Here is a 21,971-nt window from a genome sequence, read left to right on the forward strand (position 1 = left end):
GCCTGTGAGAGCAAGATTTATTCACCATCAACCGGTAAGCTAACCGGCATCACATCCTGATCGGATACTGGCACTTGGGTAGTACCTGCCATCAACCCGGCGATACGTTCCAGAAGTTTGCGTGCCTGGGCCAATTGGGTCAGCTCCGCCAGCTCAATCGGGTCTTCCATTTGCAACAACAAGCTCTCGAAATCCACAAAAGCCTGCTCTAAAGCCGTCACCTGATGTCGATCCAGCAACAGCTCCGCTAAGCCGCCCCCACCAGTGGGAATCCAGTTTGACTGGAGAGTTGCCATAATTGCCAATATCGCCTGCTTTGAATCGGCAGCACGGCTACTTTCCACATCGCTCTCGGAACTCTCCGGCAACCTGCGCAACAGCTGCTCATCAATCACCCGGGTGTGCGATGCACGGATTTGCTGCAATCGGGCAACCGGTCCAAGGGATAAATAGGGTCGCGACAGGCTGTTGGCTGCCGTCGGCCAACGGCGGGCCAAGCCTGCCATATCCTCTTCCACACCTTTAACGATCAAGCGGGTTAGTTCACGGCGCCGATTGACGGCCAGGGCCTCGGGTTTTTCCCCATCGGACTTAGCCAAAAACTGCTCCGCAACCCGCTCGCTGGTGGGCCCCCAGAGCATAATTTCCAGGGCGTGAAAACCGGTGCTGGCCTCTTCATGGGCCGTCAGGCGGTGCTGCTTGCGGAGATTCGTTAAGGTCAGATCAATGGCCGTATCGTTAACGATACCGCTCTCAGAATAACCCGGCACTGTATCCAGGTAGCCCGCCTGAGCCGGCCAACTATCTACTGATAACAGTAATTTTCTACCCTGGCTGCGCAACTCTCCCGAAGAAAAAGCCAACTGGATATAAGGCAGTGCAGCAGCAAATTCCCTGTGGGCATCCAGCCAGGCGAGCCTGGCATTTTCCAACTTGTTTTCATTCGGCTGAGCCAGGAGACCATCCACTTCACGCTGCAACGTTTCAACAGCGGCATGGGCGTGGATAACCTGGGCCTCACCCGCCTGCCAAATTGCCAGGGATAACTCGGTCGCAGCCTTTTCATTCACAGGTTGCGGCGCAATACTTTGTTGCGATACCTGCTGCGGTTTTTCTACCGCTTTTTGCTCACAGGCAGAAAGTCCGGCCAGGGCCCCGATTAAAACAGCCAGGGCCCGGTACTGGATAATAGATCCGTTCACTCAATTCCCCATCTTGTGCATTTCACAAATACTGGCAAGCACCTACTCACTCTCTTCCCGCAAACTGATCACCGGCCAGCCGCGAGCCTTAGCTTCTGCGCGCAGACGATCATCCGGGTCCACCGCAATTGGGTGCTCAACTTCGCCCAGTAAGGGCAGATCATTGATGGAGTCACTGTAGAACCACTTTTCACTGTTGGCGTATTCCGGGTTGTGGGCCAGCCATTGGCGCAACCGGACAACTTTTCCCCCCTGGTAACAGGGTTCACCAACGACCTTTCCGGTGAACCGCCCCTCATCCTCCTCTGGCTCAGTGGCCAGCAGGGTATCGACACCGAGGCGCGAGGCAATAGGCTCAACCACAAAGCGATTGGTCGCAGTGATAATCATGATGTGGTGGCCTTTGCGGCGGTGCTCGCCGATCAGCTCCTGGGCCCGAGGCAGCCACAATTCACTGATAACTTCCTGCATAAACTCGCTTTGCAAGTTATCCAATTGACCACGGGAAAGCTGAGCCAGGGGCTCCAAGGCAAATTCCAGGTAGGCAAAAATATCCAATTCACCGCGCTGGTAATCTTGATAAAAGCGATCGTTAGCCGAGCGGTAACGGGTCCCGTCGACATGTTCACGCTCCACCAGAAATTCGCCCCAGGCATGATCGCTATCACCACCTATCAGCGTGTTATCCAGATCAAAGATTGCCAAGTGCACCGTCGACTCTCCCATAACTATAGGTTCCCCATAAGCATTTGACCGCCAGGAAGCCGGAAACGTCCCCTGCGCGGCCGCTAATTTTACCTTGCGCCGCACGACAGCACACGGACTGCGTCACTGAATTGCTGTAAACCCCCCGCTGTGGAACAATGCAGAACAAGTAAGTGCAGCGCACGGCCGCACACAACAGTATTGAGGATGGTATTTTGGGCGACGGCAAGCCGGCACAGGCCGGACGAAAGAACCGCCGTAAGCCCGCCAAGCATTCGAATCGCAATGATAAAGCCCCGGCCGGTAACAAGAACCGGGGCACGAGTGGCGAGAGCAGCAGCAATATCGATGCCGAGGGGTTCCGCCCCAATGTCGGTATTATCGTGCTCAACGCCCGCGGTCAGGCACTGTGGGCGCGGCGGGTAGGTGGCAAGGACGCCTGGCAATTTCCCCAGGGTGGTATTAATCCGGGCGAAACCCCTGAACAGGCGCTATATAGGGAACTGTACGAGGAAGTAGGCCTTACTCGCGATCAAGTCAGTATGATTGCCTGTACCCGAGGCTGGCTGCGCTATCGCCTGCCTCAAAGGCTGATTCGACGTCGCTCCGAACCACTGTGCATCGGGCAAAAGCAAAAGTGGTACCTGCTGAGGCTCGAGGCAGAAGAGGCCTCTATCAGCTTCGACAATGGTTACAAACCCGAATTCGACCACTGGCGCTGGGTAAGCTACTGGCACCCACTGAGTAAAGTGGTGACCTTTAAGCGTGAAGTATACCGGCGTGCACTGACCGAGCTGGCCCCACAACAAATACAGCTGGAGAGACGCTGGCTGCGCGGACAGGACAGCTGACCGCACAGGGTAGTTAGCAGCGTATCTTCACAAAATGGCCCCGATCAGCATCGAAATTCTACTTTCCGGGGCCATCGAATTTCTCCGTTGATTGGCGAGGACAGGCCATTGCTCGGATCTCTGCGCAGTATCGTTCAGGAAGTAAATGCCGCCCGGAACCTCACCGCGGTGCTGGAAATCATTGTGCATCGCGTGCGGGAAATCATGCACACCCGCGTCTGCTCCGTATATCTGCGCGACAAGCAACACGGCAACTATGTCCTGATGGCCACCGATGGCCTCAACCCCAAAGCGGTTGGCCAGGTCCACCTGGCCCCCGGCGAGGGACTGGTGGGCAATGTAGTTACCCGTGAAGAACCGATTAACCTGGAAAGAGCCGAAGCCCACCCCGCCTTCCAATATTTCCCCTCTACTGGAGAAGAGCGCTTCAGCGCCTTTCTCGGCACACCGATTATTCACCACCGCGCCGTACTGGGTGTCCTGGTTGTGCAGCAAGAGGAGAAACGCCGATTCGACGAATGGGAAGAAGCTTTCCTGGTTACACTCTCGGCGCAGCTCGCCGGCGTTATCGCCCACGCCGAGGCTACCGGTCTTCTGGCCTGTATTGGCAAGCAACAACGGGAAACTCACTTCTCTGGCATTGCCGCGTCCCCCGGTGTGGCTATCGGGCGGGTACATATTGTCACCCCGCATGCGAATCTCGGCACAGTGCCCTACTCCGAATGCGAGGATGTGGACACTGAACTGGCCCTGTTTCAACAGGCCCTGACTGCCGCCCAAGAGGAAATTCGCGAAGTCGGTGAGCGCCTGAAGAGCGACCTCAGCCCCGAGGAACGGGCGCTATTCGATGCCTACATCAGCATGTTGGATGACAGCTCCCTCGCTGTCGAGGTATGCGATCGCATCCAACAGCAGCTCAGTGCCCAGCGGGCCTGGGCCGAAGTTATGTTGGAACATGTGCGGCGCTTTGAAGCCATGTCCGACTCCTACTTTCGCGATAGGGCCGCCGATGTTCGCGACCTGGGCGCCCGAGTGCTGATGCACCTGCGGCAACAGCAGCAGAGCGACCGGGACTTCCCCGATAACACCATCCTGATCGGCGAAGAGCTAACCGCAGCGGTATTGGCAGAAGTACCCAGGGAAAAGCTGATCGGAGCCGTATCCGTTAAAGGCTCCTCCAACAGCCATGTGGCTATTATTGCCCGAGCCATGGGACTGCCCGCTGTAATGGGAGTTCAGGACCTGCCCTACGAAACCATCGACGGTGTCGATATGGTGGTGGATGGCTACCGGGGCGATTTGCATATTCACCCCGGCGCAGAACTCAAGCGCCGGTACGACGATATTGTTGCAGAAGAGCAGCAACTGGCCCGCAACCTGGACCACCTGGCTCAACTCCCGGCAATCACCTCCGATGGCCATCGCATTCGCCTGATGGTAAATACCGGGCTGATGGCCGATGTTGTTCGCTCCCTGGAGCGCGGCGCTGAAGGAGTAGGACTTTTCCGTACCGAAGTACCTTTTCTATTGCGAGACCGTTTCCCCTCCGAGGAAGAGCAGCGGGAAATTTACCGGGAGCAACTGGAAGCCTTTGCCCCCCTGCCCGTCACCATGCGCACCTTGGATATCGGCGGCGATAAAGCACTGGCCTATTTCCCTATCGAGGAAACCAATCCCTTTCTGGGATGGCGCGGTATTCGCGTAACTCTCGACCACCCGGAAATATTCCTGGCGCAAGTGCGCGCCATGATGAAAGCCAGCCTGGGGCTAAATAACCTGCGAATTATGCTCCCCATGATCAGCGGCCTGAACGAGCTCGAAGCCGCGCGCAAACTGGTGGAAAGAGCCTACCGGGAGCTGCTTGAAGAAGGTTACGAAATTGTTATGCCCCCACTCGGGGTAATGGTAGAGGTACCCTCCGCCGTCTACCAAGTGCGGGAACTCGCCGTACATGCAGATTTTATATCGGTGGGTAGTAATGACCTCACTCAATATCTCCTGGCGGTGGATCGCAATAACAGCCGCGTAGCCAATATTTACCACGCCCTGCACCCGGCAGTCCTGCGCGCTTTGCAGGAAATCGTAACAGCGGCCCATGCCGTTGGTACCGAAGTAGGGATTTGCGGAGAACTAGCAGGAGAACCTAGCGGTGCATTGTTATTAGTAGCCATGGGCTACGATATGCTATCGATGAACGCAACTAACTTACCGCGAATAAAAGCTACGCTGCGTGCCGTTAGCCGAGCTGATATTGAGCAACTCCTGCAACAGGTTTTGCAGATGAATAGCCCCGAGCAAATTGAAAGTACCGTGAAAGGGTTTCTTAATGAGGCAGGGCTGAAGGTGTCTTTGCAGCCGTAAATGATGAGGTATTTAAATCTAAATTTACCCAATTTTATAAAGCCTGAGTTCAATATCTAACAACCAAACCGTTAGCCCCTCGCAACAGCAAGATATTTGCCCAAGCGATTAATGAAGAGCTATATCGCTCAACATTATTCTGACCTTCTAAATAACTTCTCAATGTTTCCTAATCCTTAAGCTACTTTTCAGAAATGGCAAGCTCACTTTATTTTTAAGCGTGTCAATGGCATAGCAGAATATCCCCCACCCAAAGAAAAAACAAATAACTACTAAATACGCGTGATACTCAATTAGTACACTCAAACTAAAAAAATATCTAATCCTTCACAACACTCAATCCTGAAGCCTTGGCCTCATCACACTTCTAAATTCCCGATAATTCTGACAAGTTAGTGAGTGCCAGCTCAGGTAATTATGATCATTTTGACCGTTATTTTTGAGCTTTACATAGAATGTATAAAAATACTATACAAATCAGTCAGTTATAAGTTGAGTTAAAAACCGGGATAGTAGTCAAAGTGATTATTTTTGTAGTTTGCACTTTAGCACCAAATACATCTAACCCTATGATTTTTATTTAAAATTTCCGTTATATCGGGAAAATTGATTCCGAAATAGTAATCATGATAAAAGTGGTCAGAATGATTACTATATAAATGTTATAAATACCAAGGCGAAAGATGAAAATATTACTGACTATACTAGTACCCTTTTTTGCAGCAGTTTCTTGGGCCGGGTCCGCTAAAGTGCCCAATGGAGTTTGGCAGCCTTCGTACGCTTTTTTAGGGAAAATGCCGTGGAACAAAAATTACCTAATTGTTAACGATGGTCAAATAATAGTCGAGAGTCTGGGTTTACCTTCGGAAAAATATGAGTACGAGGCCTTGAGCGATGATGCCGATATAGTTATCAAGCTGTCTAACTCTAAGTTATGGAAGTTTAAACTGAACCCAAAATATGGCTGTGTAAAAAAGAATAAATATTCATACGACTCCAACTGTACCCAACAGGATCAACGGAAAGTATTCACGCTGCTTGAGTGTGAATCTACTGGAGAATGTAAAATACTAGATTCATATTTTAGTTTTGAGGATAAAGAGCTTGTTAAGTTGAGGCTGGAAAGTGAAAATTTATAACAAGGCGCTTAAATTTGCTCCGCCCCTGCGGGGCTCCGCCGGACACAAATGGCCGTGGTTCGTTTCACTCTACCACAGCCATTTGTGCCGTTTAGCTTGGCGTTATATTTAAGACTTACCCACGTTTAGTAGACACCCTGTATAGTTAGGTTTAGGCCTAACACGGAGGTGTATCATGGGTAAGAAAAGAACTCAGGCGTATACGGAGGAGTTCCGTAGAGAAGCAGTTAAGAGAGCGGAAAAGCCTGGAGCAACAACGGCTTCTGTAGCACGAGAGCTAGGTGTCAGTGCACAGCAGATCTACAACTGGCGTCGTCAATTTAATCGACTGTCTGATAAGCAGTTCAATAGTTTAGACGGTGTCGACTATTCCAAACAGGAAAACGCTGAAGTTCGCAAGCTCAAGAAGGAGCTCCATGAAGCTCGTCAGGAGGTTGAGTTTCTAAAAAAGGCAGCTGCGTACTTTGTGAACCACCAAGAGTAAAGTACGCATTGATACAAGAGCATGTAGAGTTATTCCCGGTTAGCTTGATGTGTCGGTGTTTAGAAGTCTCAAGATCGGGTTATTATCGATGGCGGGGGCGACTGCCATCTGCTCGCACGATTAGAAAGATACGAACAATCGAGAAAATCCGAGAGACGTTTGTTGAGTTTAAAGGTCGTTATGGCGCGCCTAGAATTGCTTGCGAGCTTCAAGAGTTAGGTGAGCCATGCTCGCGAAACTACGTCGCTAAGCTTATGCAACAGGAGCATATTAAAGCGAGAAACGGCAAAGGCTTTCGATATAGTCAGCCCGTAGAGGGGAGCATTAACGTCTCCGCCAACTTACTTAAGCGTTGCTTTGATGTGGATCGACCCAATTGCCGCTGGACAAGTGACATTACGTATATCTGGGTTCTGGATAGGTGGCTATACCTCGCGGTAGTTATGGATCTGTACTCTCGACGTATTGTAGGTTGGGCATTCGACTCGCAGATGACCGATGAATTGACACGTCGAGCATTGAAAATGGCCCTAGAGCGACGACCAATAAAGCCTGGACTGCTAGTTCACTCTGACAGGGGTGTGCAATATCGATCGCAGAAATACCAGGATCTCTTGTCCGAAAGCAAGTGCAAGCCGAGTATGAGTCGCCAGGCTAACTGTTGGGATAATGCGGCAATGGAATCATTCTTTAGCAGGCTAAAAGTCGAGCTGGTCTATGCCGGAACATTCGAAAGCGAAGAGCAAGCAAAATCTGAGGTGTTTGAATACATTGAGATTTTCTACAATAGGGTTCGTAGGCACTCTGCATTGGGCTATGTAAGTCCAGCAGAGTATGAGCGAAAATACGCATAGTTAGAGTGTCTACTTTTTGTGGGCAAGACCAATTTCAGCATGAATGAGTTACTAGCGTACTTAGAAAACTGGAAATCATCCAAATCCAAAATATTTGATGCTGAGGGATATGATGTCTCAATCACCGATGAACTAGGCGATTCTGTTAAAGCACGCTACATCGAAATAGCTGGAAATGGATTGTTGGCTAGAGCAACACTATGGGAAAGTGGGAGCTTGGTAGTAGAGGCGCTCGATATCGAAACCGGGAATCATGTGTTTCAAACGGTATTTGAAATACCTGAGCTTTGGCGACTCGAAGATAAATTAAACTGGTGGCTCAGTGAAGTGGCAACTTATGTTCGCTAAAAACATAACAAGGGCCAGCACAATCGCCAAATGCAAAAAAACGCATTTGGCTGGACTCGCGAAAAACGCTCGCCTGTGTGGCCGGCGTTAAGTTCACTAGGGAAATATGGCATTTTATATATTAATCAATAAGATTGAAGAATCAGAGACAGAGGCAACCTACTCTTTCTATGACTCTGCTTATCCTAATGATGTAGGTGAGTTATCAATCGACAAATCAAATGGTGAAACCTCACACACAAAAGGTAGCAATGAACAATACTACATGCGTGCAGCTACTAAGGTTCGTAAAAGTTTTAAGTCTGGCGAACTCCCTAATCAATTAGAGTGGGCGTCGTGAGGTATCATAAACTTAACAAGGTTAGGCATGCTCGCCTTCGGCTGGACCTCCAAACCGCTACGCGGTTTTCCGGCCCATGCCAACGGCGTTAAGAGTCAAAACATAGATATTCAATGAGTACTAATAAAGAGTTATTTTTACATGTAGTAAAGGTCTTAGGTTATCTGAATTTTGGGCTATTTATTCTGGGTTTCTTTAACTCAAAAGGTGGGAGTGACACTGTTGTACTGTTTCTGCCGGCCAGTTTAATCTTAGCAACAGCCGTCACTCTTGTTTATATTTTTGGCTTTAAGTATCTTCATTTGACTGGAAATCGCATGGACTATTGGTTTTGGTTCAGACCATATGTTTGGCTCATAGTAATTTTTGTATTCCTTGTAATTAGTATTGCTTCTATTGGGCACTTCGGAAATGAGAACTCTTAACAAAGTCAAGCACGATCGCCAGCAAAGCTGGCTGGACCTCCATTCCGCAGCTTCGCTGCTCCATTTCGGCCCGTGTTGGCGGCGTTAGTTTAAATATGAACCGAAAGAAATCGTTATCGATTCTAGTTTTAACAACTCTATTAATAGGGGTTGTTTTCTCTATGGTGCCTTTTTTTTCATCGCTTCAGCCTAATTCTAGAGCTGAAGCAGCCCTGTTTAGGCTGGATATATCAAAGATTAATAATGGCGAATTTATAATTTTTGATCACCCAAACTACGGTGATTCAATCAGAGGCTATAAATGGAGCGTAATGATCTACAAAAGCCATAGTGGCTCCATTACTGCTTTTGATATTCCCCGCAAAGGCAAAGCAACAGGGCTTCCCGATATGTACTGGTGGAGGCCTACTTGGCCATGCTTTAATTTTGGGCCAACCTTTTCAGGACGCAAGGTTGATGAAAGCATGCCCATTAAGTGCCACGACAACAGAGAGGAGCTTGACTATTGGCTTCCCCAGGTTGAATGGGACTTAAGCGGAAAAACCATAAAAGGAGGCATGGATAATATGCTCCCAACATTAGGTACAGTTGAGGGAAAGCACTTTGTATTTGGAAAACGAAACTAACAAAGGCCAGCACAATCGCCAAATGCAAAAAACGCATTTGGCTGGACTCGCTACACTTCGTTTCGCTCGCCTGTGTGGCCGGCGTTATGTTTCATAAGGAGTTTATGTCTTGCAATTTAATGTGAAAGAAGTCTCGGCGGCATTATTTACTGTTATTACTGTCACGGCTGCCGCCACTTGGTATTTGCGTGGAGAGCAAATAGATGTTTTAAAGCAACAAATAGCCGCCTACGAAACGTCCGAAAAGCTAAACCTCATAGAGTTGTCAAAAAAGGCTGCTGATGCAGCCGACAAATTGTCTTTGCAACTTAACAAGCAAGAAGAGTTCGATAAACTAAATAGCGAAATATCACGATTGAAATTGAGTGTAATAGAAGAAAAAAATATTTCAGAGAAACGCTCAAAGGAAATCCAAGAGAAAAAGAAAGAAATCGACGTTCTTAAGGGGAGGATCGATGCCCTTTTCTCCAATCATCAGGAGTTTGACTTATACGAAGGCGATGTTAAAAAGCTATTCAGTGCAAAGTACATACTAAGCGTGACAACAGTCTACGATGATGATGCAAATATTGTATTTAACAATCAAAAATCCAACATGACTGTAGGGCAGTACATAAACCTGAAGCAGGGTGATCAAAGCTGCCGCCTATTTTTAGATAAAGTAAATAGCTATAAAAGCGTAAAATACAGTGTCCTATGTGAAAAAACATAACAAACACATCAAAAATCGCTCCACTTCGTTGCGCTGGACCTCCCTCTCGGTCGGCCTTTTATGTGGGTGTTATGTTTACTTATGAACAAAGTTCTTCTCGTGATTTTAAGTTTCCTCTCGGTTAGCTGTTTTGCTGTCGAAGAGCCCAATCCATGCCCTAGCCGAGTAGAAGGTACTGAGCATGGGTATAAAATGGATGTAGACGTTTACTCAATAAAAAGTGAATTTGATGGCGAGCTTTATTATGTGTCTATTTCCTTGCCTCAAAAATACAACTCAAGAGATTTGAGCAGTATTAATCTGTATAAAAAAGAACAAGGAAAGGTTAAGCTAGCGTCAGGGCTAGCCTTAGAAAAAGAAAGAGGTTTTTCCAAAGCATACTTTTACGCAGCTCCCTCTGAAATTGAAACACTAAGCATTAGCGCTGTATATTTTTCTTACTATGAGTGCCAAGGAAAGTTAGTTTGGGACACAATGAGAGGGTATGACCTACCTATAAACATAACAAGGCGGTCAATGTCGCCTTCGGCTGGACAGCCTTAAGCGTGGCTTCGCCACAAGGCTGCCCATTACCTTGTCGTTAAGCATCAGATCAAGTTATGAGCATCGAAAAGGAAGCGAGAGAGTTCAAAGAAAAAACAGGGATAGAACTTCCTGTATCTTTAGTTGAACTCTACAAAGAAAAAGGAAATGGAGGCTTTGGCCCTGATTGTGGAATGCTTGGAATAATTACCGGGCACAAAACAGACTTAGACGACTCGATCTTGAGCTTATATCAGAGTTTTTGCTCCGGTGATCCAGATGATCCGAACTGGGTGTGGCCAAAAGAACTGGTGCCCTTCATCCATGTTGGCTGTGCAATTCACTATTGTATCGATTCAACCAGTAGCGCAAGTAGCGTCATTGAGTTCGACCCCACTGACTATGCCTCAGAGGTTGGACCCAAAGATCATTTCAGAGAGGTTTGTCCTTCTTTTATGGAGTGGGTAGCTAGCAATGTGTAAATGCTTAACAAATCAATCAACTTCGCGCCTACGGCGCCGGACAGCTAAAAGCGTGGCTTCGCCACAACGCTGCCGGTTATTGAGGCGTTAAGCAATAAAGCTATGGCAAATATAAAATTAATTATTTCCAAATTTGAAATTGTGGCAGGATGCACTCTAATTCTTGTATCTGTGTTGGCGCATATCCATAGTTATACTTGCTTTTTATTTACAGAAGGATGCGGGATAGCCGAGGGACTGTACGCTTTATATGGCATTGTCTTCGGGTCGTCATTAACAGCCGCTGGTATCATGCTTCTTCACTTTTCAAAATGGCCTGCATGGCTAGGGCAGTTACTTCTAGTGTATGTTGCAATATTCTCGGTTACGGTGTAATAAATGCTTATTAAATCGTGCTATGATCGCCCTTCGGGCTGGACTGCTAAAAGCGCTGCTTCGCAGCAACACGGCCCATTCACTCAGCGCTAAGCATCAAAAATGAAAATATACGGATATTCTAAGTCCTCAGGTGATGAACTACTGGAATTGGATGAGGTAACAATTTCGGCAAATCCAGAGTGTCTAAGATCTTTGGCTACTTTTTTGGTGCATTGTGCAGAAAGCATCATTAAAAAAGGCTGCTCCTGGGAGCATGAGCATTTCGAAGAGGGCGAATCTCCTCCTGTATTAGTAGTTCACAATCCAGATTCGGAGTAATTTATGCTTAAAAAGCTAATGAACTTCGCGCGCGAAGGGGGCGCGCCGGACAGTCTACGCTACGCTTCGGCTGCCGGTTATTAGAGCGTTAGGCATTTCGAGATATGAAGGTATTCCTAGATAGCAATATTATTCAGCACTCAGCGACAACATATCGCACTATGGATATATATTTTGGTGGAGCTAAGCCAGGTGAGCCATTGGTAAGAAAAGGACCAATTCAAACAATTAACAAGAAACCAGCAAAAAACCAAAAACTGAGGGCGGAAATTGATTGTTTGGAAGAGCTGGCATCTAAATTGAAAGCTCTCCGTGCCACTCTGATCATGGATTTTGATAATATCTATTCAGAGGTGCGTAGGGCGGGAAGATTTAGGAAAGAATTCTTTTATGGTAGCGACATCAAATACGCGGAGCGGCCGCCTGAATTTAATACGGTTCTAGGGGGTCCTAGCTGGTTAAATTCAGGGCCTACCGACAAGCAATTTCACAATTTCCTTCATAATCTGAAACACCCAAGATTCTTAGAGTTAGCGAAATTCTCTGGTGCATTACAAGGAAAGGATGCCAATTACAATCAGCTTGCAGATGCGTATTTCTTGTGGTGTGCAGAGATAAATGAGGCAGATTACTTTTTAACCTTGGATGCCAAATTAGAAAGGTCTATAAATCAGGCTAAAAGTCTAGTTTATAAACCAAATGTAATATCAGCTTCCCAATTATTAACCGAACTACAAAATGCCTAACAAAGCCAAGCACAATTGCCCAATGCAAAAAAACACATTGGGCTGGACCTCGCTGCGCTCGGCCTGTGTTGGCGGCGTTAGAAATCATCTGGTGATCCATGGCTAGGAAAAAGAAGAAAAAGAATGGAAAAAGTGAAGCTAAGGCTAAAATCCGGATAAGAAATCAGAGAGCATTGTTCAAGCTAAAAAATTCCACAGTTTCATGTCCAGCTTGTAACCTCCGTGTACCGTTTATTAGTATAGAAAGCCACTATGGCTTGAATCATCCTGGTGAGGTATTTAATCAGCAGGAATTAAGTTCTATCCCGTTTGCACCTGAAACAAAGGGTAAATCTAATCCAGGCTTCGGGCATCGTAGGCAAGGTGCCTGGCCGCTTTCTGGTGGGCTGCCAAGTTTAGGAAAAAAGAGATAGTGCCAAGTATTTCTAACAATCTCAGGCAGTATGCTACAGCCCTTCGGACCTCCGCGGGCGTTATAGCGCAAGAAAATAATGGATAACCTCGAGAAAATTAAAAAAATAATTCCCCTTTGGTACGCTCAAAAGGCGTGGGCAGAGGAGCTTTTGATTCGTGCATTTGATCTGGAAAAGGCAGAAGATATCCTCAAAAGCGAACACCGAGGGAGAAAATCTATCCCAGGCACAAACTGGATGTACGTGACCCATGGCATCGGTGTTGACGTGTACCGCACCGCTGATGTTGGAGGTATCGACTTCGATTTTGATAAGCCAGACCCAGACGAGTGGCGGTTGCGGTTATTTTTTGAAAAACAATATAACGAGGGCAACCTTCCTCTAGCAGAGTACCGAGAACTCTATGAAGACGAAGGTCTATTAAAGTGTTTTGTCGCCGAGGCACTAAAGTAGTGGGCTATAACAATGCGCTCAAATACGTTCCGGCCGCAAAAAGCGCGGCCTCCACCGGACAGGCTACGCGTTACTTCGCCTGCCTTTTAGCTTAGCGTTATGAGTAAGTGTAAAATGAAGAATGTCCTGATATTTCTATTGGTATTAATACTTCCCAAAATGGGTATGGCATGCTCTTGTTCAAATATTGAAGTCGAGGATTATTTGTCTTCGTGTGATTCTTTGTTTATCGCTCGGTTAGTAAAAGCAGAATATAAAGAATCTGATGAGTCAGGAGGCGAAATAAAGGGAAAATTTGGTGCCCCGATTGAAGTATTTCAAGGCGATCCTGGTAAAGTAAAAGGGCTTAAGATTGAGCATATGATTGGTTCGTCTTGTGACCAATATCCAACGATAGGTAGTAAATACTTAGTTTGTGGGAAAAATGAAAAAAATATACCAGCTATAGCCATTGCTCTTATACAGTAGATCACGCGGAACACTATCGCCGAGATATATTAAAACAGCTAAGAGATAAAAACTTATAACAAGCCATTCAAGGCGGCAGCTGGCTGGGACGTTATGTATAGGAACATGAAGGCACTTATCATCTACTACATTAAGCACGTTCTGCTATTGGGAACGGTTGGCTTTGTAATGTTTCAGTGCATTGCTTGGCTACAGCTGGGGTGGTTTTGGGCTTCTGACAGCATAGAGGCTTGGCTCCTCTCCTTGGCTATCGTAGCGATATATCTATTGCTAGTTGGCTCTCCAATTATTTGGATTTCAAGTAAATTCAATCTAAAGGGATGGGCGGTACTTTTTTGTACCCTATCTGGGCCTTTGGCTGTAATTCTCTATATGCTTGTATTCAGCCATCGGCCGCCAAGCTTATATAATTACTTTGTCTGGCCCAGGAACATGCATCTGATATTTTTGATTATTGGTCTTTTGTTCGGCTTGTCACATATAAAGGCAAAAAATGCATAAGCAGTTTAAGCAGTACGGCTGTTACGCACCCCAGGCGCTTCTTGCCATGAGATTTCTCACTGTAACTCTTCTAGTCTTATGCACGCCGTTAATGGCTAAAACCTCTTGCGACAACGCAATACTAATCCCAGGAAAACAGATCTACCCTAGCAAGACTGCTGCAGGTGTAGACATACTCTCATCTGGCCCCTGTGAAGTTTATGTCTCTTTTGACCTTGAAAACTCAAAGCCTGTAAATATTGACACAAGTACAGCCACTGGCCGCTGTGCACTGTTCTATCGATCAGCGTCTAAACTCGTTGAAACAACGACATACGTTAAAGACTCAAATATTAAAGGCTGCAACACTAAAGTCATATATGTTGAAGGTGGTGGCACCTAAATCGGGTAGCCGGTAGTTTCTAGCTACCAGCCCCCACACCACCCATCGTGCGAGTCCGCAATGGGCGGTTCCCTATCCGTGATGAATCTCTTACCAATGATAGTATCAAGCAGATCTTCATCTGAGTTTAGTGTCACAGCTTTCCCCAGATATGAACGTGAACTTACACAATACACTGCATCATTTACTCTGCCCATTAGGTTACTTGGCTTCGGTATCCTTAGCTACCTCGCCTCCAGGCTAAGCTCTATATTATGTTTTTGTTCATCAGCTCATAGCTTTGCCAGCGGCTTCCTCACCACAAGACCTCACGGTGTTTCAGTTGCCTTTCGCTAGTAGTTAGCATTTAATGGAGCCCATTAAATGGTGATCTTTCTGCAGAGGACTTTCACCCCATTAGTCCGCAACCATGTTGGGCGTACCAAGTTTAGGTTGCGGAACCAGCTGACGCTGTTTCGCAAATAAAAACGTTAGGTCGTAGAATTCAAATGAGAAGTTAATAGTGAATAAAATTATTAAAGCAATAGTATTGTCCTCATCTCTCATCGCTACTGGTGCGGCATATGCCAACCAAGAGGCGCAGCAGCTTAGTATATGCCTCACAGACTCAATGAATGGTAAAGAAAGGAAAAATTTGGCCAAATGGATTTTTTTTGGCATGTCCTCGCATAGCTCGATCAAACCTTTTTCAAAGGTTACCGAGTCAGATATTGGAGATTCAAGTAAGTATGTTGGGGCATTAATTACCCGGCTTATAACTGAAGATTGCCCCAGTCAAGCTAAGGCGGCTTCAAAAGTACTGGGTTCAGCTGCCTTTGATCAAGCATTTAAGGTTGTTGGAGAAGTAGCAATGCAAGAACTAATGGCTGAGCCCTCAGTTGGTCATTCGCTAGGAGCATTTGAGAAACACCTTGATAAAGAGAAATTTAACGCGGTATTTCAGTAGTGTATCCATTTTATCAGGGCAAGATCACACAAAAAGACTAGCGAATTTTCTGTCTGCGACTAAAGGCGTTATATCCAAGACTTACCCACATTTAGTAGACACCCTATATAGTTAGATTTAGCCCTAACACAAAGGTGCATCTAAATTACGTAAGGTAAGGAAAACTTTGAAACCAAAGCTCACGATATATTGATAGTCACGTCTTACGGTGTTTAACATATCGATGAAATTTAACTAAAATGCAAAAGGATTTGCTTTGAATATTTTCAAAATTCTTCTTTTAATAATATTCATACTCATCAGCTCCACTGCTTCATCAAGCATAGTTAAGATGAAAATATCTGAACAACTATATATCTTAAGTGGAAAGGAATATGGCACTAATATCGGTTTAATAGCTGCAGAAAATGGCTTGATATTAATTGATCCGATGCCGGGAAATAATCACCTGACCGAATTAGACCAAGTAATTCAGTCGATCTACAATAAGCCTATCATTTTTATCTTAAATACACATGCACACTCTGATCACACTGGAGGCAATAAGTATTTTGAAAATAAAGGTGGAAAGCTAATAGAGGGTGACATTCCCCTGAAAGGGTTTACTCATATTAAAGTTGAGTCTCATTCATCGATTGACAATATATTTTATCATAAGGAGAGTAACGCAATATTTGTTGGTGATATTTTCGATACTAGCTGGCATCCCACATTTTATGCTGGTGGAGTTAAAGGCTTCAGCAGCGCAGTTGATACTATTTTAAATATGGGTGATGATCAAAGCTTAATCATACCCGGGCATGGTGTTACTGCCAATAAATCATCTCTAATTGAATTTAGAGAAAATACTTTTTCATGGATAAATAGAGTTCGAGAACTTTATCATAAAGAAGCAGATCTAGAGATAATAATAGCGGATACACAATTAAAGAGTATTTTACAGAAATTCAACGCGAGCGATAAAGCCACATTTATACCTAAAAAGGCTTACAAAAGATTCATAGAGAGAACAATCTCCGTGATAGATAATGAAGAGAGTTTGCAACAAGCTCATTGATAGGGTGAGCTTTAGCACCCATCTTTTGTTATTATTCTTCTGAGGAAGAGCCCTTCACTGTAAAACTTGTTAACTACAGGAGCCTACGCTCTATTGAAAGTCTTGGTATTTGATTTGAAGAAACTATTGATTTTTACCATCACACTCCTACTTGCACTTGCTGCATATTATCTTACTTTTACAGCCTTCTATGAGTCATGGTTCCCTTATTATTATGAGGAATATCTTTCGTACTTCTTCTTAGCTGGACTAGCAATAGTTGTATTATTACCATTCGCCATTGCAGCCACTTCAGGCCAAAAAAATGGCCTGAGTTATCTTTCTAAGTACGCCAATTCAGCAACGAAGGTTCATTTAGCTGTAGTTATCTTATCTATGTTAATTTTTGCTTATATGATGTCCAATGGCGTTTTACTAAATGAGGCCGGTGTTTATCAAGTAGTACCATCAGGTGAATAGACGTAACTAGCAACGGCACCTGGCACCAATACCGCAGCTCTGCTAAGGTTTTGATGCCGATGCTTTGAGTGCTCCACAATTAGGGTCATGTTCTCAACAGTTTCTATTCCCCTGCACCCTTCCCTTCTGGACACGTATGTAAATTTCTTCACAGTGAACTGGAAGTGATCTGGGAGCCTGTATTCCTATCTTTACCTGATTTCCCTTAACTTCCAACACTGTGATTGAGACATTGGCTCCGATCCTTAGGTTTTCACCAGTTCTGCGCTTTAAGATCAACATATTTCTATTCTCTGCTTTTCAAACCATGGGTAGACTTTTTATTGATGGACGGCTGAGAAACTAATCTGTTGAAGAATGCAGGGGGAGCGCGTGAACGATAGGCATAGAAGAAGAAAAGGCGGACGCAACGCTGCCAGAGCTTGGAGAGTCTCTCCAAGCCGCTGGATGTACTCCACTTTATTGAAGACGAGCGGGTTTCTAGCGTATGATCCATATAGCCATTTTGATAGTCTAGTTATCAATTTGGTTAGCTGGCCCCTGGTGTTCCCGCACCTTGGGTCAGCGCCTTTTACTTACTCTTACGTCACGCTACCGTTCTCCTTTGAGAGGGTGAATCTTTTATAAAAATCTTATTCTATTGAGTTTCTTTGGTTATAGGCCTTCAAAAAGCGTCCTATTTACGACCAAAATACCAATAAATGTCCATCGATTTTACGCAGATTTGACACTGAAACAAACTTAATAAATTTCAATAAGATCATTTTTGTGCCTATTTTTTGTAAGTTACCGCCTTGGAAAATATCGGCTTATGTAGAAAATGGCCAATCGTATTGGCAATCTTTAATGGCCTTTACGTTAGAACCTCAAGGCACAAGACAATCAAAAATAAATACGTAAACGTACTCCTCATTTCAAAAGAGAAAGGCTAAGTATCTTCTAAGTATTGGATATATTGCCGTGGGTTTTATGCGACTTACCCATTGGCATTCGCACTCTGATTTTCAGCCAGTAATTTAGGAGAGATATCCTGCATGATCGTACCTATTTAAAAGTTCAATGTCCCTGAAAACTCATTAATTACTCTTCTCAAGCCGTATATTTTGGCTGGGTGCTACTTATGATACATTCTGATATTAAAAATATTTCAGCAAGCACCCTAACCTGTTGATTTATAACAATTTTTTTTAAAAGATGGCTCAATGCGAATATACTGTACGCGAGATATGGCCACTGGAATATTCTTCAATCGATACTGGTTAGTATACTAGTGGGTATCTTTCCCTGATTTGAGTCATTTTCCATTCTCTGTGCATGCTGATAAGTGATATGATTTTGTCCATTTTCGAATATACGAATAGACCAGCCAAGGAGAGTAAATGGTCAGTCAGAGAATTAACTATTTGCAGGTAGCAGGGATACTCACAGTGTTGGCTGCTTTAGTTCATATCGGGTGTATAGTATTTGGTGGTGATTGGTATCGGTTTCTCGGTGCCGGTGAGCATATGGCTCAACTAGCTGAAAGTGGCCACCCCTACCCAACTATTGTAACTAGCGTAATTTCAGCCGTTCTACTGCTTTGGGCTAGCTACGCTTTTTCTGGGGCGGGTTTAATTATTAGGTTACCGCTGATTCGGCTTGGCCTGATACTAATCTCAACGATATTTTTGGCTCGTGCGCTGGGTTTTTATTTCATAATGCCAGCCTTCCCAGATAATTCGCTAACTTTCTGGCTAACCAGCTCAGGCATATGTTTAATTCTCGGCTTAACCTATTCGCTTGGCTTAATACAGAGATGGAACCTAATTGGCGGAAAGGCCTAACAATGGGTGTGTTACTAGAAAATTTTATTCGTGAAGAACTCTCCGAGCGCTTGATTGGGCGTATTGAAGCGACTGTTGAAGAAGCTAAGCTTAACCCATCGATAGCTTTTAGAGAGTTTAATGGAAATGTTTATGACCTTGTATTTAATTTTGAAAAATCAGAAGTAAGTGTAAATAGTGTCTTAGATGCTAGTTCAACCGGCACTGAGAACTTGTCAATAGAAGTATTTTTATTAGCAATAGGGTCCAATCTTAATTGTTACGTAAATTTGTAAAACTTAAATTTCTAGTTCTTATAGCATGTACCGCTTTAATTATAAGTTGTGGTGAAAACGCGTGCACAGCACAATCTGATAAAGTGGTCGCAGCAAAGCGTTTGACTAATGAACAGTTAACATCTCTCTATCATTCATCACTAGAGCTTATGGATAGCTCTGAAAATATAATACTTACAGGCGATCAGATTCCGGCTATATTTTCAAATACAATTAGTCCAACTCTTATTCGGGTGAAGTCGAAATCTATCTGGCTGTACCTAGAGGCATGTAGCTTTGACAATAAAGTGGTTATCTTTATTAATGCTCCATCTGTGCTCAGTAGGGGTAATATCACAATAAGGTGGGGAGAAGGCCCAACCACACAATCTATTGAGCTTTGGCATCAAGTGTAACAGGTAAGAGTATTATCTTTCCCTATATCATTAAAGATTATGATTAAGAAATTGATATTAGTATTTGTGAGCAGCATAGCTATTGGCTGTTCCACAGTAGTTACAGAATATATTGAGCGGTCTAATAGCTTTGATTTTAAAGAGATTGTTTCTTTCGATAATATTGAAACTTATGGGCTTAAGAACAACCGGTATTGCTCTACAGAGCATAAAGTATGCACAAACTACCTTCTAGGGGAGCCACTTGAAAACAAGAAGCTTCGCTATACGGTTTCCCTGGAATCATTTAGCGGTGCGGAAAGCACTGTTAGTTTAGACATTTTAAAAAGCTCACTACCTGAATTACATTCAGGAACAGTTGTTCATATACATGGTTTTAGGGCATCTAAAGAGTTTATGCTGAATTCGGCTCTGTACTTCAGAATGTTAGGCTTTAGAGTTATAGTCCCTGACTTATTAGGGCATGGTGAGTCTGATGAGGATAAAGAATACGGTGTTGGTGATAGTAAAATAGTCAACGAAATTATCAACAAATATGAAAATAAAACCCTGTATATTGTTGGTAACTCTATGGGTGGTACAACTGCAATGCACATTTCTACTTTAAGAAATGACATTGATGGAATAATACTACAAGCTCCAATGCTTCGATTTGATAAGGCAGCTTTAAATTATACTAAAGCTAACTTTCCGAGTATGACAATGCTTTTCTCAGAGGAAAGCATCAAGCAAGGAGCGTTAGATAGTTTAGTTAGAGCCGATATCACCCTTGAGCAGACGGACATTAAGCCAATTATTGGATCTTCTAGTGTACCTATAATTATTTTTGCATCATCTTCAGATCCTATTGCTCCACACAGAAGCTATAGCAATCTAGCATCGAATGGTGTTTCAATTGTAAAAGTTGACGACCGAAACCACCCAAGTATGTCAATAATTGGTGACAATGAAAGTCGGGAGTTAATTCACTGGTTTGGTAAGCTAACACACAAATCCAAGTGATGCTTACAATCTGACTGACTTATTAATAATATTCTTATAACTTGCATGAGGTATTAAATTTTGTCTGAAATTGATTGGGAGAAATATTGGGAAGAGTTAAAAAGCAAACTCAGCCCCTATAGAAAAATCGCGTGGGAACCTCAAACACAAGAGCAAGTGACTGAAATATCAGATTCTAAATTTTGTGGAATGCCACTACTTACAGCAGAAGGCTGGCCTGAGTGTGGAAATTGCAATGAACCTATGCAGCTCTTTGTACAATTGAACTCTAAAGATCTCCCAGAGGCTTCAAATACCCCTTTTGGAGATGGAATATTACAAGTTTTCTATTGTGTTAACGAAAATTCAAGCTGCGAGGCTGACTGTGATACGTGGGCTGCAAATTCAAAAGCTACACTATTAAGGATATTGCCACTAAATACTCCGGCTCAAACAAAAGTTACATTAACCCCTTCTTCAGATTATCCAGAATTAAAAATAACTGGTTGGGAAGAGTTAGAAGACTACCCAGATACATTTGAGCTCGAGGAGTTAGGTGTAGAGCTCTCAGAAGACGAAGAAGATTTTCTATGCGAAGACGAAGTTCCATTCTCTGGTGAAAAGTTACTGGGGTGGCCGCATTGGGTCCAGGGAATTGAATATCAATCCTGCAAGATATGTAATAAACAAATGCAGTTTATCTTTCAAATAGACTCCTCAGGAAATATTCCTTATATGTTTGGAGATTCTGGATGCGCACATATTTCACAGTGCACAGAACATAAGGAACAATTAGCAATGGCATGGGCTTGCTGTTAATAATAGAATTAATACAATGCCGCTTATACAACGCTGTTTACAAAAAATATTATAACCTTGCTGGAAAGACCAGAGTGCTTTATACAAAATTGAACAAGAAAGCTATATCCTGGGGTCTGATTAGTTTCAGTATTCTTTGGGTCATGCTGACTCTGATGATAAATTTTCTAGCCGTTCCACTTAGCGCTACAGGGGTACTCCTAGTTTTATCGTCTATTCTCTCAGGCATAGTGGTGGTAAAACGTGGTGCTCAGGCCCCTTTAATCAACGCTGCTATCTCTGGTGGCATTGCTGGATTGCTTCTATATATTTTGACTGTTCCATTTTTCGGTATGGATCTGTGGAGCCTGATTTATTCTTTAGTAGTTACTACGGGGGGATTTGTGGTAGGTGCTACTCTTTGGCTGGGCGCCTCTTTTTTTGTAAAGCTACGCAACTAAGCCTCCTCTTTACTAGGGAATAGCACATAAAACAAGTTTGTCCCAAGACAATTGAAAATTTAGGTA

The 21,971-nt window shown here is 44.4% G+C and carries 26 protein-coding genes; 23 read left to right on the plus strand and 3 right to left on the minus strand.

The window, feature by feature from the left end:
- Positions 1 to 17 precede the first annotated feature (17 nt).
- Together QT397_24715 and QT397_24720 are read right to left on the minus strand one after the other, a co-directional pair.
- The gene (locus QT397_24715) at positions 18 to 1,202 is read right to left on the minus strand and encodes an imelysin family protein (GenBank protein WNZ56006.1); all 1,185 of its coding nucleotides are present in this window, start codon (positions 1,200 to 1,202) and stop codon (positions 18 to 20) included.
- Positions 1,203 to 1,244: 42 nt separating this feature from the next.
- On the minus strand, positions 1,245 to 1,928 hold the full coding sequence (locus QT397_24720; GenBank protein WNZ56007.1) for an HAD family hydrolase: 684 nt from the start codon (positions 1,926 to 1,928) through the stop codon (positions 1,245 to 1,247).
- Between the two features lie 323 nt (positions 1,929 to 2,251).
- On the opposite strand from QT397_24720, the gene QT397_24725 reads away from it, so the two are divergent.
- The 19 genes from QT397_24725 (at position 2,252) to QT397_24815 (ending at position 17,172) form a co-directional block, all read left to right on the plus strand.
- Entirely contained in the window at positions 2,252 to 2,758 is a 507-nt protein-coding gene (locus QT397_24725; protein ID WNZ58596.1) for an RNA pyrophosphohydrolase, read from the plus strand.
- A 108-nt stretch (positions 2,759 to 2,866) separates the two neighbouring features.
- Positions 2,867 to 5,119 (plus strand): phosphoenolpyruvate--protein phosphotransferase, encoded by a 2,253-nt coding sequence (gene ptsP / locus QT397_24730; GenBank protein ID WNZ56008.1) that lies wholly within the window; start codon positions 2,867 to 2,869, stop codon positions 5,117 to 5,119.
- 683 nt (positions 5,120 to 5,802) lie between these two features.
- A complete protein-coding gene (locus tag QT397_24735) occupies positions 5,803 to 6,258 on the plus strand; it encodes a hypothetical protein (protein WNZ56009.1) in 456 nt (151 codons plus the stop codon).
- Between the two features lie 175 nt (positions 6,259 to 6,433).
- A complete protein-coding gene (locus QT397_24740) occupies positions 6,434 to 6,742 on the plus strand; it encodes a transposase (GenBank protein ID WNZ56010.1) in 309 nt (102 codons plus the stop codon).
- Between the two features lie 8 nt (positions 6,743 to 6,750).
- The gene (locus QT397_24745; GenBank protein WNZ56011.1) at positions 6,751 to 7,596 is read left to right on the plus strand and encodes an IS3 family transposase; all 846 of its coding nucleotides are present in this window, start codon (positions 6,751 to 6,753) and stop codon (positions 7,594 to 7,596) included.
- Positions 7,597 to 7,614: 18 nt separating this feature from the next.
- Positions 7,615 to 7,944, plus strand: coding sequence for a hypothetical protein (locus QT397_24750; GenBank protein ID WNZ56012.1), 330 nt, complete (start codon positions 7,615 to 7,617; stop codon positions 7,942 to 7,944).
- Between the two features lie 106 nt (positions 7,945 to 8,050).
- Positions 8,051 to 8,284: a hypothetical protein gene (locus QT397_24755; protein ID WNZ56013.1), complete on the plus strand. Its 234-nt coding sequence runs from the start codon at positions 8,051 to 8,053 to the stop codon at positions 8,282 to 8,284.
- Positions 8,285 to 8,804: 520 nt separating this feature from the next.
- On the plus strand, positions 8,805 to 9,335 hold the full coding sequence (locus tag QT397_24760) for a hypothetical protein (protein WNZ56014.1): 531 nt from the start codon (positions 8,805 to 8,807) through the stop codon (positions 9,333 to 9,335).
- A 109-nt stretch (positions 9,336 to 9,444) separates the two neighbouring features.
- Complete coding sequence (locus QT397_24765) at positions 9,445 to 10,047, plus strand: hypothetical protein (GenBank protein ID WNZ56015.1); 603 nt, start codon at positions 9,445 to 9,447, stop codon at positions 10,045 to 10,047.
- 81 nt (positions 10,048 to 10,128) lie between these two features.
- The gene (locus QT397_24770; protein ID WNZ56016.1) at positions 10,129 to 10,590 is read left to right on the plus strand and encodes a hypothetical protein; all 462 of its coding nucleotides are present in this window, start codon (positions 10,129 to 10,131) and stop codon (positions 10,588 to 10,590) included.
- A 56-nt stretch (positions 10,591 to 10,646) separates the two neighbouring features.
- Complete coding sequence (locus tag QT397_24775; protein WNZ56017.1) at positions 10,647 to 11,051, plus strand: SMI1/KNR4 family protein; 405 nt, start codon at positions 10,647 to 10,649, stop codon at positions 11,049 to 11,051.
- 800 nt (positions 11,052 to 11,851) lie between these two features.
- Entirely contained in the window at positions 11,852 to 12,493 is a 642-nt protein-coding gene (locus tag QT397_24780; GenBank protein WNZ56018.1) for a hypothetical protein, read from the plus strand.
- Positions 12,494 to 12,591: 98 nt separating this feature from the next.
- Positions 12,592 to 12,906: a hypothetical protein gene (locus QT397_24785; GenBank protein WNZ56019.1), complete on the plus strand. Its 315-nt coding sequence runs from the start codon at positions 12,592 to 12,594 to the stop codon at positions 12,904 to 12,906.
- Positions 12,907 to 12,984: 78 nt separating this feature from the next.
- Entirely contained in the window at positions 12,985 to 13,359 is a 375-nt protein-coding gene (locus QT397_24790; protein ID WNZ56020.1) for a hypothetical protein, read from the plus strand.
- Between the two features lie 114 nt (positions 13,360 to 13,473).
- Positions 13,474 to 13,827 (plus strand): hypothetical protein, encoded by a 354-nt coding sequence (locus QT397_24795; GenBank protein WNZ56021.1) that lies wholly within the window; start codon positions 13,474 to 13,476, stop codon positions 13,825 to 13,827.
- 493 nt (positions 13,828 to 14,320) lie between these two features.
- Positions 14,321 to 14,710, plus strand: coding sequence for a hypothetical protein (locus tag QT397_24800; protein ID WNZ56022.1), 390 nt, complete (start codon positions 14,321 to 14,323; stop codon positions 14,708 to 14,710).
- Between the two features lie 502 nt (positions 14,711 to 15,212).
- A complete protein-coding gene (locus tag QT397_24805) occupies positions 15,213 to 15,656 on the plus strand; it encodes a hypothetical protein (protein ID WNZ56023.1) in 444 nt (147 codons plus the stop codon).
- 331 nt (positions 15,657 to 15,987) lie between these two features.
- The gene (locus tag QT397_24810) at positions 15,988 to 16,713 is read left to right on the plus strand and encodes an MBL fold metallo-hydrolase (protein ID WNZ56024.1); all 726 of its coding nucleotides are present in this window, start codon (positions 15,988 to 15,990) and stop codon (positions 16,711 to 16,713) included.
- Positions 16,714 to 16,806: 93 nt separating this feature from the next.
- Complete coding sequence (locus tag QT397_24815; protein WNZ56025.1) at positions 16,807 to 17,172, plus strand: hypothetical protein; 366 nt, start codon at positions 16,807 to 16,809, stop codon at positions 17,170 to 17,172.
- A gap of 93 nt (positions 17,173 to 17,265) precedes the next feature.
- Here the strand turns inward: QT397_24815 and csrA are convergent, their stop codons facing one another.
- The gene (gene csrA, locus QT397_24820) at positions 17,266 to 17,454 is read right to left on the minus strand and encodes a carbon storage regulator CsrA (protein ID WNZ56026.1); all 189 of its coding nucleotides are present in this window, start codon (positions 17,452 to 17,454) and stop codon (positions 17,266 to 17,268) included.
- Between the two features lie 1,543 nt (positions 17,455 to 18,997).
- On the opposite strand from csrA, the gene QT397_24825 reads away from it, so the two are divergent.
- The 4 genes from QT397_24825 to QT397_24840 all read left to right on the plus strand — a co-directional run bounded on the left by QT397_24825 (position 18,998) and on the right by QT397_24840 (position 21,905).
- The gene (locus tag QT397_24825; protein WNZ56027.1) at positions 18,998 to 19,270 is read left to right on the plus strand and encodes a hypothetical protein; all 273 of its coding nucleotides are present in this window, start codon (positions 18,998 to 19,000) and stop codon (positions 19,268 to 19,270) included.
- 434 nt (positions 19,271 to 19,704) lie between these two features.
- Positions 19,705 to 20,667, plus strand: coding sequence for an alpha/beta fold hydrolase (locus tag QT397_24830; protein WNZ56028.1), 963 nt, complete (start codon positions 19,705 to 19,707; stop codon positions 20,665 to 20,667).
- A gap of 60 nt (positions 20,668 to 20,727) precedes the next feature.
- Complete coding sequence (locus tag QT397_24835) at positions 20,728 to 21,465, plus strand: DUF1963 domain-containing protein (protein ID WNZ56029.1); 738 nt, start codon at positions 20,728 to 20,730, stop codon at positions 21,463 to 21,465.
- A complete protein-coding gene (locus QT397_24840; GenBank protein WNZ56030.1) occupies positions 21,450 to 21,905 on the plus strand; it encodes a hypothetical protein in 456 nt (151 codons plus the stop codon). The genes QT397_24835 and QT397_24840 overlap by 16 nt, the downstream gene beginning before the upstream one ends.
- Positions 21,906 to 21,971 lie beyond the last annotated feature (66 nt).

The organism is Microbulbifer sp. MKSA007 (assembly GCA_032615215.1).
Taxonomy (GTDB): domain Bacteria; phylum Pseudomonadota; class Gammaproteobacteria; order Pseudomonadales; family Cellvibrionaceae; genus Microbulbifer.

What these genes read in the sequence shown, in the direction of transcription:
- QT397_24775 (WNZ56017.1), top strand. Translation starts at nt 10,647, where the DNA reads ATGAGCATCGAAAAGGAAGCGAGAGAGTTCAAAGAAAAAACAGGGATA.
- QT397_24720 (WNZ56007.1), bottom strand. Translation starts at nt 1,928, where the DNA reads ATGGGAGAGTCGACGGTGCACTTGGCAATCTTTGATCTGGATAACACG.
- QT397_24840 (WNZ56030.1), top strand. Translation starts at nt 21,450, where the DNA reads ATGGGCTTGCTGTTAATAATAGAATTAATACAATGCCGCTTATACAAC.
- QT397_24770 (WNZ56016.1), top strand. Translation starts at nt 10,129, where the DNA reads ATGAACAAAGTTCTTCTCGTGATTTTAAGTTTCCTCTCGGTTAGCTGT.
- QT397_24810 (WNZ56024.1), top strand. Translation starts at nt 15,988, where the DNA reads ATGAAAATATCTGAACAACTATATATCTTAAGTGGAAAGGAATATGGC.
- QT397_24740 (WNZ56010.1), top strand. Translation starts at nt 6,434, where the DNA reads ATGGGTAAGAAAAGAACTCAGGCGTATACGGAGGAGTTCCGTAGAGAA.
- QT397_24790 (WNZ56020.1), top strand. Translation starts at nt 12,985, where the DNA reads ATGGATAACCTCGAGAAAATTAAAAAAATAATTCCCCTTTGGTACGCT.
- QT397_24830 (WNZ56028.1), top strand. Translation starts at nt 19,705, where the DNA reads ATGATTAAGAAATTGATATTAGTATTTGTGAGCAGCATAGCTATTGGC.
- QT397_24755 (WNZ56013.1), top strand. Translation starts at nt 8,051, where the DNA reads ATGGCATTTTATATATTAATCAATAAGATTGAAGAATCAGAGACAGAG.
- QT397_24785 (WNZ56019.1), top strand. Translation starts at nt 12,592, where the DNA reads ATGGCTAGGAAAAAGAAGAAAAAGAATGGAAAAAGTGAAGCTAAGGCT.
- QT397_24760 (WNZ56014.1), top strand. Translation starts at nt 8,805, where the DNA reads ATGAACCGAAAGAAATCGTTATCGATTCTAGTTTTAACAACTCTATTA.
- QT397_24780 (WNZ56018.1), top strand. Translation starts at nt 11,852, where the DNA reads ATGAAGGTATTCCTAGATAGCAATATTATTCAGCACTCAGCGACAACA.
- csrA (WNZ56026.1), bottom strand. Translation starts at nt 17,454, where the DNA reads ATGTTGATCTTAAAGCGCAGAACTGGTGAAAACCTAAGGATCGGAGCC.
- QT397_24795 (WNZ56021.1), top strand. Translation starts at nt 13,474, where the DNA reads ATGAAGAATGTCCTGATATTTCTATTGGTATTAATACTTCCCAAAATG.
- QT397_24825 (WNZ56027.1), top strand. Translation starts at nt 18,998, where the DNA reads ATGGGTGTGTTACTAGAAAATTTTATTCGTGAAGAACTCTCCGAGCGC.
- QT397_24800 (WNZ56022.1), top strand. Translation starts at nt 14,321, where the DNA reads ATGCATAAGCAGTTTAAGCAGTACGGCTGTTACGCACCCCAGGCGCTT.
- QT397_24735 (WNZ56009.1), top strand. Translation starts at nt 5,803, where the DNA reads ATGAAAATATTACTGACTATACTAGTACCCTTTTTTGCAGCAGTTTCT.